General features: G+C 64.6%; 11 protein-coding genes. 7 read left to right on the top strand and 4 right to left on the bottom strand.

What is annotated here, in order from left to right:
• The first annotated feature begins 3 nt into the window (after positions 1–3).
• Positions 4–891, top strand: a complete 888-nt coding sequence (gene htpX / locus FAZ21_RS08455) for a protease HtpX (protein WP_136772909.1) — start codon at positions 4–6, stop codon at positions 889–891.
• A 57-nt stretch (positions 892–948) separates the two neighbouring features.
• On the opposite strand, the gene FAZ21_RS08450 is transcribed toward htpX, so the two are convergent.
• The 4 genes from FAZ21_RS08450 to hrcA all read right to left on the bottom strand — a co-directional run bounded on the left by FAZ21_RS08450 (position 949) and on the right by hrcA (position 4,769).
• A complete protein-coding gene (locus FAZ21_RS08450; protein WP_136772906.1) occupies positions 949–1,461 on the bottom strand; it encodes a hypothetical protein in 513 nt (170 codons plus the stop codon).
• A gap of 134 nt (positions 1,462–1,595) precedes the next feature.
• Positions 1,596–2,552, bottom strand: a complete 957-nt coding sequence (locus FAZ21_RS08445) for a ChbG/HpnK family deacetylase (protein WP_246038560.1) — start codon at positions 2,550–2,552, stop codon at positions 1,596–1,598.
• Positions 2,549–3,607, bottom strand: coding sequence for a lytic murein transglycosylase B (gene mltB, locus FAZ21_RS08440; RefSeq protein ID WP_136772903.1), 1,059 nt, complete (start codon positions 3,605–3,607; stop codon positions 2,549–2,551). The genes FAZ21_RS08445 and mltB overlap by 4 nt, the downstream gene beginning before the upstream one ends.
• A gap of 142 nt (positions 3,608–3,749) precedes the next feature.
• Entirely contained in the window at positions 3,750–4,769 is a 1,020-nt protein-coding gene (hrcA, locus tag FAZ21_RS08435) for a heat-inducible transcriptional repressor HrcA (protein ID WP_136772902.1), read from the bottom strand.
• Between the two features lie 106 nt (positions 4,770–4,875).
• Here hrcA and FAZ21_RS08430 point away from each other — a divergent pair, with 106 nt between their 5' ends.
• From FAZ21_RS08430 to FAZ21_RS08405, 6 genes are all read left to right on the top strand, one after another.
• Positions 4,876–5,751, top strand: a complete 876-nt coding sequence (locus tag FAZ21_RS08430; protein WP_136772900.1) for an NAD kinase — start codon at positions 4,876–4,878, stop codon at positions 5,749–5,751.
• A 40-nt stretch (positions 5,752–5,791) separates the two neighbouring features.
• A complete protein-coding gene (recN, locus tag FAZ21_RS08425) occupies positions 5,792–7,447 on the top strand; it encodes a DNA repair protein RecN (protein WP_136772898.1) in 1,656 nt (551 codons plus the stop codon).
• Positions 7,440–7,946: a tRNA adenosine(34) deaminase TadA gene (gene tadA, locus FAZ21_RS08420; RefSeq protein ID WP_136772895.1), complete on the top strand. Its 507-nt coding sequence runs from the start codon at positions 7,440–7,442 to the stop codon at positions 7,944–7,946. The genes recN and tadA overlap by 8 nt, the downstream gene beginning before the upstream one ends.
• A 96-nt stretch (positions 7,947–8,042) precedes the next feature.
• Entirely contained in the window at positions 8,043–9,275 is a 1,233-nt protein-coding gene (locus FAZ21_RS08415) for a glycoside hydrolase family 18 protein (protein WP_136772893.1), read from the top strand.
• Positions 9,276–9,527: 252 nt separating this feature from the next.
• Positions 9,528–11,303 (top strand): glycoside hydrolase family 18 protein, encoded by a 1,776-nt coding sequence (locus tag FAZ21_RS08410; protein WP_136772890.1) that lies wholly within the window; start codon positions 9,528–9,530, stop codon positions 11,301–11,303.
• A 159-nt stretch (positions 11,304–11,462) separates the two neighbouring features.
• A partial coding sequence (locus FAZ21_RS08405) for a retention module-containing protein (protein WP_136772888.1) occupies positions 11,463–13,204 on the top strand: 1,742 nt, incomplete at its 3' end.

The following is a 13,204-nucleotide window of genomic DNA, read 5'->3' as shown; positions in this document are numbered from 1 at the left end:
ATCATGAAACGAGTCGTTCTGTTCATTGCCACCAACCTTGCGGTGATGCTGGTGCTCAGCATCGTGGCCAGCCTGCTGGGGGTGAACCGCTATCTCACCGCCAATGGCCTGAACCTGGGCGCGCTGCTGGTGCTGGCCGGCATTTTCGGCTTCGGCGGTGCCTTCATCTCGCTGTTCATGTCCAAGATGATGGCCAAGTGGAGCACCGGCGCGCAGGTGATCAAAACCCCTGGCAACCCCACTGAGCGCTGGCTGGTCGATACCGTGGCCAAACTGGCGCAACGCGCTCAGATCGCGATGCCCGAAGTGGCCATCTACGACGGCGCGCCCAATGCCTTCGCCACCGGCCCCAGCAAGAACAACTCGCTGGTCGCCGTTTCCACCGGCCTGTTGCAGACCATGAACAAGGAGGAAGTGGAGGCGGTGCTGGCGCACGAGGTGGCGCACGTCGCCAATGGTGACATGGTTACGCTGACGCTGATCCAGGGCGTGGTGAACACCTTCGTGTTCTTCCTGGCGCGCGTGGTCGGCTACTTCGTCGATTCCTTTCTCAAGCGCAACGACGACAACGCGCAACCGGGGCAGGGCATTGGTTTCTTCCTGACCGTGATCGTCTGTGAAATCGTGTTCGGTATCCTGGCCAGCGTCATCGTCGCGTTCTTTTCGCGCCATCGCGAATACCGGGCCGACGAGGGCGCCGCGCGTTACCTGAACACGCCGCAGCCGATGATCAACGCGCTGCGCCGTCTGGGCGGCCTGGAGGCGGGTGCATTGCCGTCCAATATGGCTGCTTCGGGCATTGCCGGTGGCGCGCATGGCCTGATGGCCCTGTTCGCCAGCCACCCCAGCATCAAACAGCGCATCGAAGCGCTGCAGACTGGCGCACGCTGAGCGACGCCGACCCCGACAAAAAGCCCCGGCATGGCCGGGGCTTTTTGTCGGGGTGACTCAGCGACGATCGATGTAACGATGGTTCACCCGATCCCAGGAGGCCTGCGCCGCGCTGCGCGCCCGCTCCCAGTCCAGCGACGAACCGCCGCGATTGCGCTCGTAGTCCACCCGCAGCACCGGCTCCGCTTCGTCGAACTCCTGATTCAGCAGCCGGGCACGGCCTTCATAGCCGGTGCGATAGGCGCCTTCGTAATCCTGGTACTGGCGGCCGGCCTCGTAGTACGACTGATTGGCGTAGTTTTCGCGCCAGTAGGCGTCTTCCTCGGTCGGGTTGTATTCCTCGGCCAGCGCCTTGCCGGCCAGGCCACCCAGGACGGCGCCGATGGCGGCACCGGCCACGGTACCCACCGGCCCCGCCGCCGTGCCGAGCGCCGCGCCCGTGGCCACGGCAGCGCCGATACCCGCCGCGCCGCCCAGTACCGCGCCGGTACCGGTGCCTGCCGGATGGAATTCCTTTTCCCCGGTGATGGGGTCGCGGTTTTCGGATGTGATTTCGCGTTCGTCGGACATGTGCATTCCTCCTGGCGTTATGCCATCGCGGGCAATGGCCGCGATTTCCAGGGTTCATGCTAACCAGTGGCTGGACGCCGATATGTAGGCGGAATGGCCATCCGCGCGCAGGAAGGTGGTGGTTTCTTCGCGTGCTATTTCAGACAGTGCTCATCACCGGTGTTGATCTTCTCCTGCAAGGCTTTCAGGGCACGGTAGTCGGTGCGTTTCACGCCCTGGCCCAGCTTGCCCAGGTTGGCGTCATTCCATGCCTCGAAATCGGACAGCCGCAGCGTCAGGTCGGCAATTGCCGCGCGGGCCGAGGCGCTGTCCCGGGCTGGATGGATCGCCAGGTGGCTGATGCCCGCCGGCAGTTGCGCGAACAATCCGTCGTAACCGGCATACCGCTTGCCTTCGTGCCGCTGTGCCGGCTTGTACTGCATGAAGAAAGCGTCCGGAGTGAGCGCGCCGCCGCCCTGGAGTTCGCGGGCCGCCGCCATCTGCTTGTCCAGGGGCATGAAGTTGCCCTGCATCACCACGGGAATGCCGGTCTCGGCGGGCAGGCCGACATAGAGCCAGAGCAGTTCGGGGCTTGCCCCCCAGAACACCATGTGCGCATCGAGATGGGTGATGGTCAGCCCCGCGGCGCGGGCCCGGGCGATCTGGGCCAGCAGTTCCTTCTTCGCCTCTTCGGGCTTGGCATGGCGCGCCACTTCCTGCGTGGTCGCCCATAGCCGGCCTTGCGGGTTGTAAAGCGACGGCACTTCGGATTGCGGCAGCACCGCGCCCCAGGGCTGTGCCGCCTGCCATTCGTTGGTCAGCGTCAGGTGCACGCCGACCGGCAGCTTGCGTGCCACGGCCATCTGCGCCGCTTGCTTGAAATTGGGGGTGGGCGGCATCAGCGACAGCGACTGGATCTTCTTGCCGTCGATCAGCGCGAAGGCGGCGCGGTCCAGGTCGGGATGCATGCCGACATCATCGGCGTTGACCACCAGCACCTTGTCGTCGGGCTTGAAGCCCAGGCAGATGCTCAGATCGCTGGCGACGACGGATGAGGCCAGCAGCGCGGTTGCGACGGCCAGCATTCGAAGCGGTGTGCGGGCGGGCTTCATTTGGCTTTCTTCCATTTGCCGGAGGTCCTGGCGGGTTTCTTCGGCGCGGGCGGCGGGGCCAGATCGACGCCGTTTTCATAGGCGCCACGGATCGCCGAGGCCAGTTCGAACACGGCGGTCGCATAGTGCTTGCTGCGGTTGTAGCGGGTGACGACGTAGAAGTTGGTCAGGCCCAGGTAATAGCGTTCCACGCCCGGCTCGGTTTCCAGCGTGAACAGCACGGCAGGTTGCGCGGTGTCGAGTTCCTCCAGCGGCATGGCGCCGCGCTGCATCAGCTCCGCCACGCTGTGGGTGAGATCGAACGGTTTTTCCATCACCTCGGCCAGCGTGTTGTCCTCGCGCACGTTCACCGGCTGGTAGCTGTCGCCATGCCGCTGCCAGCCGTGCAGTTCCAGGTAGTGCGCCACGCTGGCGATCACGTCTTCGGGTGTACCCCAGATGTCGCGATGGTGGTCGCCGTTCCAGTCCACCGCATAGGCACGGAAACTGGAAGGCATGAATTGCGGCCAGCCCATTGCGCCGGCATAGGACCCCATGAAGCTGAGCGGGTCGCTTTCCTCCTCGCGTGCCAGCAGCAGGAACTCGGTGAGTTCCTTGCGGAAGAAGTCGGCGCGACGCGGGTAGTCGAACGCCATGGTGGTCAGCACGTCCAGGACCCGGTAGTTGCCGGTGAGGCGGCCGTAGTTGGTCTCCACGCCGACGATGGCGGTGATCAGCTCCGCCGGCACGCCATAGCGCTGTTGCACGGCATCCAGGATTTCGGGGTAGCGCCGCATGAAGCGCGCGCCGCCGACGATGCGGGAATCGGAAAGAAAACCCTCGCGGAACTGGTACCACGGCCGGCTGGTGCCGGGACGGTCGAAGATCGGCAGGATCGCCGGCTGCGGCGTCACACGCAGGAACAATGCATCCAGTGCGGCGCGATCCATGTTCTGCTCGACGGCCACCGTATCCAGGTACTGGCGCACGTCGTCGCGCTGGAGCAGCGCTTCATCGGCATGGGCGGCGGGGGCGAGCAGGGCGAGGCAGAGCAGGAGCGGGCGGATCGAAGGCATGCGGAGTCCGGTTGGGCGCGGGCGAACCCGCGTGGGATGAAAAGGCTGTTGGAACGGGATTCGGCGATTTGATTCAATGGGTGCGGTCAGGCACGTCCATCCGGAGGTGGGTGAGGTTAAGCATCGACGTCGCAGGCGGCCGCTAGGACGACAGCGCGTTGGACAACAGACGCGCCGTGACATCGACGATGGGAATGACGCGTTCGTAAGCCATGCGGGTGGGGCCGATCACGCCCAGGGTGCCGACCACCTGGCCGTCCAGGTGATAGGGCGCGGTGATGACCGAGCATTCGTCCAGCGGTGCCAGGCCGGATTCGCCGCCGATGAAGATCTGCACGCCTTCGGCGGCGCAGCCGCTTTCCAGCAGTTGCAGCAGCGAGGCCTTGCGTTCGAACAGCTCGAACAGTTGCTTCAGGCGCCCCATGTTGGCGGCCAGTTCGGCGCTCCCCAACAGATGGTGTTCACCGGAAATCAGCACACCGGCGCCTTCGTCGCCGGGCGACTGGGCCAGCGCGGCATTCAGCAACCCGACCAGCTCGCCGCGCAACTGGTGGATTTCGGCTTCCACGATGCCGCGCAGCGAGCCGAGCGTGCGGCCGGCGCAATGCGCATTCAGGAAGTTGGACGCCTCCAGCAACTGGCCGGCGTCCAGGTCGGTATCGATATGGAGGATGCGGTTCTGCACATCGCCGTCGGTGGTGACCAGGATCAGCAGCACGCGCTTGTCCGACAGCTTGAGGAACTCCACCTGCTTGAGACGCACGTCCTGCCGCTTGGGCGACAGCACCACGCCGGCGAAGTTGGTCAGTTGCGACAGTAGTTGCGACGCCGACATCACCGCGCGCTGCGGGTTGTCGGACAGCATGCTGCCGGGGTGCGCGCGCAGGATGTCGTCGGTGGACAGGCGTTCCAGCGGGTTGACCGACAGATAGCTGTCCACGAAGAACCGGTAGCCGCGCGCGGTGGGAATCCGCCCGGCCGACGTATGCGGGCTGGCGACAAAACCCAGCTCTTCCAGATCCGCCATGACATTGCGGATGGTGGCTGAACTGACGTCCAGCCCGGAGTAGTGGGTCAATGCCTTGGAGCCGACAGGCTGGCCGTCGGCGATATAACGCTCGACCAGTGTTCGAAGCAGGATTTGCGCGCGTTCGCTTAACATGGGCCGATTGTAGCGTGCGTGCCGCGTCGTGCGCACCCCGCGCGGCGTATGGTTAAATGCGAATCGAAGCGCGACCGATGGTTGCGCGCCGCCTTTCGGAAAGCCCATGCCCAGCCTGTTCAAGACCATTGCCCTGGTCCCGCGCCATAACACCCCAGCCATCGGCGAGCCCATCAGGCGCCTGGCGAAGATGCTGGTCGACGAAGGCGTGCGCGTGATGATCGAGACCGAGTCGGCAAAAGAGCACGGCCTGGACGGCTTCGACCTGGTGGATCGCGAGGACATCGGCAAGGTGGCCGATCTTGCCATCGTGCTGGGGGGCGATGGCACCATGCTGGGCGTCGCGCGCCTGCTGGCGCCCTATCGCACGCCGCTGATCGGCGTGAACCAGGGCAAGCTGGGCTTTCTCACCGACCTGCCGCTGGGCGAAATGGAGCGGATGGTGCGCGAGATGCTGGGCGGCGCGTTCGAGCCCGAGGAGCGCATCCTGCTGGAGACCTCCGTCTGGCGCGATAACGTCGAGATCGCGCAGGCGCTGGCGTTCAACGACGTGGTGTTCAGCCGGGGCTCCACCGGCGCGATGGTGGAGTTCGAAGTGTTCATCGACCGCAAGTTTGTCTACAGCCAGCGCTCGGATGGCCTGATCGTCTCCACGCCGACCGGATCCACCGCGTATTCGCTGGCATCGGGCGGCCCGATCATGCATCCCAGCCTGCCGGCGCTGGCGCTGGTGCCGATCTGCCCGCAGTCGCTGTCCAACCGCCCCATCGTGATCAACGATACCTGTGAGATCGAGTTCTTCCTCACTCGTGGTCACGACGCGCGCGTCTATTTCGACAACCAGTCCGACTGCGAACTGCGCGAGCAGGACCGGGTGCTGATCCGCCGCTACCGCAACACGCTGCGTATCCTGCATCCCACCGGTTACGACTATTACGACACCCTGCGCCTCAAGCTGCACTGGGGCGCGCGCCTGCATTGAGCGCCCACGCCGATCCATTCGACGGGACCAGAATCCACCCATGCTCAGCACCCTACGCCTCAAGAACTTCGTCATCGTGGACGAGCTTGCCCTGGCCTTTGGCGACGGCCTGTCGGTGCTTACCGGCGAAACCGGCGCGGGTAAATCCATCGTGCTCGACGCGCTGGGCCTGCTGCTGGGCGATCGCGCCGACGCCGCGATGTTGCGCCACGGCACCGATCGTGCCGAACTGGCCGCCGAGTTCGACCTGAGCGCGGTGCCCGCCGCGTGCGAGTGGCTGGTGGAAAACGAACTGCAAGGCGACGATGCCGAGGCGCTGATCCTGCGTCGCACGCTGGATGCCGCCGGCAAGAGCAAGGCGTTCATCAATGGCGCGCCCGCCACGCTGGCGCAACTGAAGGCGCTGGGCGAAACGCTGGTGGATATCCACGGTCAGCACGCCCATCAGCAGTTGCTGCGGCCGGAAACCCAACGTGCGTTGCTCGACGATTACGCTGGCGCCGCCGAACTGGCGGGGCAGGTGGCGCTGGCCTGGCGCGGCTGGCGTGCCGCCGCCGCGGAGCTGGACGACGCGGAACGCAATGCCGCCGCCTATGCCGCCGAGGCCGAACGGTTGCAATGGCAGGTGGATGAGGTTGCGGCCTTGTCGTTTGCCGCCGAGGAATGGCCGACCCTCTCTGCCGAGCATGCGCGGTTGCACCACGCCGCCGGGCTGATCGACGGCGTGCAACGCGCGCTGCTGGCGTTGTCCGAAGGCGACGACAACCTCCAGGGATGGTTGTCTGGCGTGATCAGCCGCGTGGGTGAACTGATCGATTACGACGCGGCACTGGGCGAGGTCGGCGAATTGCTCGGCGCGGCGGAGGCCAGCCTGTCCGAAGCGGTGCACGCGCTGCAACGTTATGCCGACCGGCTGGAACTGGACCCGGCGCGGCTGGCCGAGGTCGAGGCGCGGATGGACGCCATCTGGCGTACCGCGCGCAAGTACCGGGTGGAGCCGGAACGGCTGCCGCAACTCTTGGGCGACTGGCAGGAGCGGCTGGAATCCATCGCCGGTGGCGGCGGCCTGGCTGCGTTGCGCCAGCGCGTGGCGACGGCGGAAGGGTTGTACCGGACGGCTGCCGAGGCGCTGTCCGCCCGACGTGGTGCGCACGCCGCCAGGCTGGCTGATGCCGTGACGCAGGAGATGCGGCCGCTGGCGCTGGCGGACAGCCGCTTCGACATCGCGCTGATTCCCGGCGATGCCGGCGCGCACGGGCTGGAAAGCGTGGAATTCCGCGTCGCGCATGGCGCCGCGCCGGCGCGCGACATGGCAAGGATCGTTTCCGGGGGCGAGCTGTCGCGCATCAGCCTGGCCTTGCAGGTGATCGTGAGCAACCTGTCGGGCGTGCCCACGCTGGTATTCGACGAAGTGGACGTCGGCATCGGCGGGCGCGTGGCGGAGATCGTCGGCCGGTTGCTGGCCGGGCTGGGTCAATCACGCCAGGTGTTGTGCATCACCCATCTGCCCCAAGTCGCCGCCTGCGGCAGTCACCACTTTGTGGTCAGCAAGCACAACGGCGCCGATGGCATCGTCAGCGCTGTCACTCCGCTGGCGCCCGCGCAGCGGGTCGAGGAAATCGCCCGCATGCTGGGCGGCGTGGAAATCACCGAGACGACGCGCCGCCACGCGGCGGAACTGCTGGGCCATGACTGATCCGGCGATGCCGCCCGAGTGGCGGGAAGAGGAATACCGTTTCATGCGGGTGGCGCTGCAACTGGCCGCGCGCGCCGCATCGCGTGGCGAGGTGCCGGTGGGCGCGGTGGTGGTGCATCAGGGCCTGATCGTGGGACGCGGCTGCAATGCGCCGATCGCGCGGCACGATCCCAGCGCGCATGCCGAAATGCTGGCCTTGCGCCAGGCCGCCCGCCGCCTGGGCAACTATCGCCTGCCCGAATGCGCGCTCTACGTCACGCTGGAGCCCTGCATCATGTGCGCCGGGGCGATGATGCACGCCCGGGTGGCCCGGCTGGTCTACGCCACGCGTGACCCCAAGACTGGCGCGGCCGGCAGCGTGATCGATCCGTTCGCGGATCGTCGCCTCAATCATCACACCGCCGTGGTGGGCGGGCTGCTGGCCGATGAAGCGGCCGCCCAGCTTTCAGGCTTCTTTGCCGAACGGCGAAGGCAGCAAAAGCAGCAAAAAGGCGGCTGACTCGCCACAATCCAGGACAAATCGAAAGCGGCAAAATGCTGCTAGCATGGCCGTTCACCGATACCGGTGCATTCCATAACACGAGAGGAGATTTCCATGCGCAAGCACCTTCTGGCCGCATCGCTGGCTGCCAGCCTGATGCCACTGCTCGGCCATGCCGCCGACGCCGCCGCAGAGGCCAAGCCCGTGGCTGCCACGCCCCAGGCCAGCAAACCCTACCGCGTGGTGGCGTATTACATTTCCTGGGGCGCTTACGGCCGCTCCTATTTCCCGTCCGACATCGACTACAGCAAGGTCACCCATATCAATTACGCCTTCGCCAATATCAAGGATGGTCGCGTGGTGGTGGGGGATTCCGGCGTGGATGATGGCGGCAAGAACAACTTTGCCGCGCTGCGCAAGGCCAAGAAGAAGAACCCGCATGTGCGTACCTTGATCTCGGTGGGTGGCTGGAGCTGGTCCAGCGGCTTCTCGGATGCGGCGGCCACGCCCGGGTCGCGCAAGGTCTTCGCCGACAGCGCGGTGGAATTCATCCGCGATCACGGCTTCGACGGCGTGGACATCGATTGGGAATTCCCGGTGGAAGGCGGCGCGGAAAACATGAAGCACCGCCCCGAGGACAAGCAGAACTACACGCTGCTGACCGCCGCGCTGCGCCAGGCGCTGGACGCGGCAGGCAAGGCCGATGGCAAGTACTACGAACTGACCACGGCGGTCTGGGGCAACGACAAGTTCGTCGCCAACACCGAGATGGACAAGGTGAGCCGCGATTTCGACTTCATCAACGTGATGACATACGACTTCAACGGCACCTGGAACAAGTTCTCCGGCCATAACGCGCCGTTTGCCAACGATCCGGCCTACGACAAGCCGGGCATCGCCAAGACTTTCAACGTGGTGTCGTCGGTCGAGGCCTATCTGAAGGCAGGGGTGCCGGCGGACAAGCTGGTGGTGGGCGTGCCGTTGTATGGCTATAGCTGGAAAGGTTGCGCCGCCGGCGACAGCAACGGCGAATACCAGGATTGCAACGGCAAGGGGCGTGGCACCTGGGAAGACGGCAACCTGGATTTCCGTGATATCGAAAAGAACCTGCTCGACAAGAAAGGGTTCAAGCGGTACTGGAACGATACCGCCAAGGCCGCCTTCCTTTACAACGCCGAGAGCGGGGAGTTCGTGACCTATGAAGACCCGCAGGCCCTGAAGATCAAGCTGGATTACATCAAATCCAAGGGGCTGGGCGGCGCGATGTACTGGGAAATTACCGCCGATCGTAAGCAAACCCTGATCAATCTCATCGCGGCCGAATTGCTGACCAAGTCAGAGAAATAAATCGCCATTTTGCAGGCGTTGCGGGGTGCCTCGCCCGGATGGCGGGCCAACCGCTGCCGCAAACCCTGAAACGGCCGGCGCTGCATTGCACGCCGGCCGTTGCGCGTCTGGCACGACCGCTGCAAGACGCCTGACAGCGCCGGAGCGCCATGCTATATACGATGCTTGGCGCGGCGAAGCACGTGTGGATGGATCGTCGCCGGTGCTGATAACAACATCGGTCATTCCGACCGGTGCCCAGGAGGAAAAAAGATGAAGAAGCTGTTCCTGCCCCTGCTGTTGGTGGCGGCATTCGCCCATGCCGACAAGGTGGTCGTGGATGAAAAATTCGATGGCGACCTGAATACCCTCTGGGTTGGCCAGAACGGCGACGGTACCGTGCCGATGAATGCCACCATCGTCGACGACCCGCTGCGCCCCGGCAACAAGGTATTGCGTTTCGACAAGCCGGTCTTCGGCGGCGATATCTTCACCAAGGAAAAATTCCCCGAAGGCAAGTACAAGCTCACCTTCGACTACCTGGGCACCTGCAAGAGCAACTGCGGCGGCGTGATCGGCATTACCGCCGAGTTCCCCGGCCGCGACTACTGGGTGGCCGGCACGGCCAGTTCCGGCTTCCCGGAGCGTATCAAGGACACCGGCAAGTGGCAGTCCTATGACTTCGACTTCAAGGGCCGCTTCGACTTCCACCTCGCGCTCGAGCAATGGGTGCAATCCAACGGCGCCGGTGGCGACGTCTATTTCGACAACATCAAGCTGATCCAGAAGGGTGATGGCGACGGCAAGCTGAAGGAAGCCGCCGCGCCGGTGATCGCCACCGTGGCGGCGGGCGACGCGCCGGCCGGCAAGGGCCCGCAGATGGTTTACTACTTCACCAGTTGGGGCAACAGCCGTGGCTACTGGGTGAAGAACATCGAAACCAGCGGCACCGCCGACAAGGCCACCGTCATCCAGTATGCCTTCGGCAACGTGGTCGACAACAAGTGCTCGGTGGGCGTGGAGAAGGAAGGTGTCGGTAGCGCCGGCCTCGACTACTGGAACCCGATCCCGACCGAGCACACGCTCGACGGCAAGGAAGACAAGGGTGACAACGGTCTGTTCGGGCACTGGAACCAGATCAAGCAACTGAAGAAGAAGCACCCCAACCTGAAGTTCGTCATCAGCCTGGGCGGCTGGACATGGTCGAAGAACTTCTCCGATGCCGCGCTGCCGGCCAATCGCGAAGCCTTCGTCAAGTCGTGCATCGATGCCTACATCAAGGGCAACGTGCCGGACAAGAACGGCAAGGTGGTGCCGGGCCTGGCCGCTGGTGTGTTCGACGGCGTCGATATCGACTGGGAATACCCTGCCAGCCAGGGCGCGCCGGGCAATATCGTCCGCCCAGAGGACAAGCAGAACTTCACCGCGCTGTTGAACGAGTTCCGCAAGCAATTGGATGCCGCCAAGCCGGGTTACCTGCTGACGATCGCATCGGGCGCGCCGTCCAATATCCTGGCCGGCATGGAGCTGGACAAGATCCACAAGCCGCTGAACTGGATCAGCGTGATGACCTATGACTTCAACGGCCCGTGGTCGAACAAGTCCGGTCACCTGGCCACGTTGTATGGCTCGTCCGCCGAAGTGACCACCGCCGGTGCGCTCAAGGAGTTCGTGGAAGGGGGCGTGCCGCCGCAGAAGCTGCTGGTCGGTGTGCCGTTCTACGGCTACGGCTGGGTTCTGAGCAAGACCGACAACAACGGCATGGGCCAGCCGGTCAAGGGCAAGGCCAAGGGCACCTATGACGAGGGCGCGGCCGGTTATACCGACATCAAGGCCATGCCGGGCAAGGTGTTCCGCGACGAGAAGTCCCGCGCGGTGTGGAAGCTGGACGGCGACGTGATGTGGGTATACGACGACGTGCAGGCCATCAAGGACAAGGTTGAGTTCGTCAAGAAGCAGAACCTGGGCGGCATCATGGCCTGGGATCTGGTGGGCGACACCGAAGGTGAACTGGTCGATACCGTTTACCAGGGCCTGACCAAGAAGTAAGCGTCCGGGCACCACAGGGAAGGGCAGCCGGCTGGCTGCCCTTTTTTTGCGCCAGATCAAACAAAAGGGCCGTCTGGTGTACCGCGGTACAATGGCCTGGTTATCGCCGTGCTCATAAATTGTTAACAACCGTCATTGGTTGCATGCAGGAGCACGATCATGGCCACACCCGCTCAAGCCACCATCGTCCATGTCCTGGGCGATGCTTACCTGCGTGATGCTACCGGCAAGCTCACCGCGCTCAAGCCGGGCGATCACGTCAATGAAAACCAGGTTGTCGTCACCGGTCCTGATGGCAGCATGGTCTTGCAACTACCGAATGGCGAACAGGTCGCCATCGGCGAGGACCGATCGCTGTTGATCGACGCGGCCTTCCTCGGCACCACGCCGGCCGATCCGCTGGATGCGGCGCTGGCCCAGGTAGACCAGGAAACCGCGCAGGTGGCGCAGGTGCTTGCCGATGGCGGCGACATTTCTGAACTGCTCGACCCTGCGGCGGCCGGTCTGACCGGTGGTGGCGAGGAATCCGGGCACTCGTTCATACGACTGATGCGCGTGGTCGAATCGGTTGAGCCGGCTGCGTTCAACTTCGGCCTGAATACCTCTGAAATACCACCGGACATTGACTTGACCGGCGCGACGCTGGGCGTTGCCGATACATTGGCCAACGCGCCACCCGTGGGCACGGACGCGCACCACGTCATCGAAGAAGATACTTCCGTCACCGGGCACATCGTCGCCCGCGACCCCAATGGCGATCCGCTGAGCTATACGCTGGTGAGCCAGGGCATGCCGACCCATGGCACGGTGTTGCTCAGCCCGGACGGCACCTATGTCTACACCCCGAACCAGGACTACAACGGCAGCGACCGCTTCCTGGTCGAAGTGTCCGACGGGCGTGGCGGCACCACCACGGTGGTGATCACCATCGATATCACTCCCGTGCAGGATCCTGCCATCATCACCGGGCAGGATAGCGGCGCGGTGAAGGAAGACGTCACGCTGGCCGCGTCCGGCAAGCTGGAGATCACCGACCCGGACGAAGGCGAAGCGATGTTCACCGCCGGCACCATCCAGGATGGCGTGTACGGTTCGCTGACCATCGACGCGGCCGGTAACTGGACCTATACCCTGAACAACGACGATCCGGCGGTGCAGGTGCTCAAGGAAGGCGAGAGCCTGGTGCGGTCGATCACCGTGACCAGTGTCGATGGCACCACCCACGTCATCACCGTGACCATTGCCGGTACCGACGAAACGGCAACCACCGGCACCGGCACGGTGCAGGAAGATACGACGCTGACGGCGGACGGCACGCTGGTCGCCACCGGGGTCGCCACCTTCGTGCCGACCACGCAGAACGGCACCTACGGCTCGCTGAGCGTCGATGCCAACGGCCACTGGACCTACACGCTGAACAACGCGGACCCGGTGGTGCAGGCGCTGGTGACGGGCGAGACCAAGGTGGAGACATTCACTGTCACCCTGGACGATGGCGTCACCACTACCGTGACCATCAACGTGCTGGGCCTGGATGACGGCGCGATCATCGTGCCGCACACCCCGGGCGCGGATGCGGGGCTGGTGAAGGAAGACGTCATCCTGACCGTGGGCGGCAAGCTGGACGTGACCGACCCGGATGCGGGGCAGGCGGTATTCAACGCCGGCACCATCCAGGATGGCGTGTATGGCTCGCTGACCATCGATGCGGCCGGTAACTGGACCTACACCCTGAACAACGCCGATCCGGCGGTGCAGGTGCTCAAGGAAGGCGAAAGCCTGGTGCGGCCGATCACCGTGACCAGCGCGGACGGCACCACCCATGTCATCACCGTGACCATTGCCGGTACCAATGAAACGGCAACCACCGGCACCGGCACGGTGCAGGAAGATACGACGCT

This window comes from Chitiniphilus eburneus, from assembly GCF_005048205.1.
GTDB lineage: Bacteria > Pseudomonadota > Gammaproteobacteria > Burkholderiales > Chitinibacteraceae > Chitiniphilus > Chitiniphilus eburneus.
Note: the sequence above shows the minus strand (reverse complement) of the source record. Positions and strands in the feature narration are given on the sequence as shown.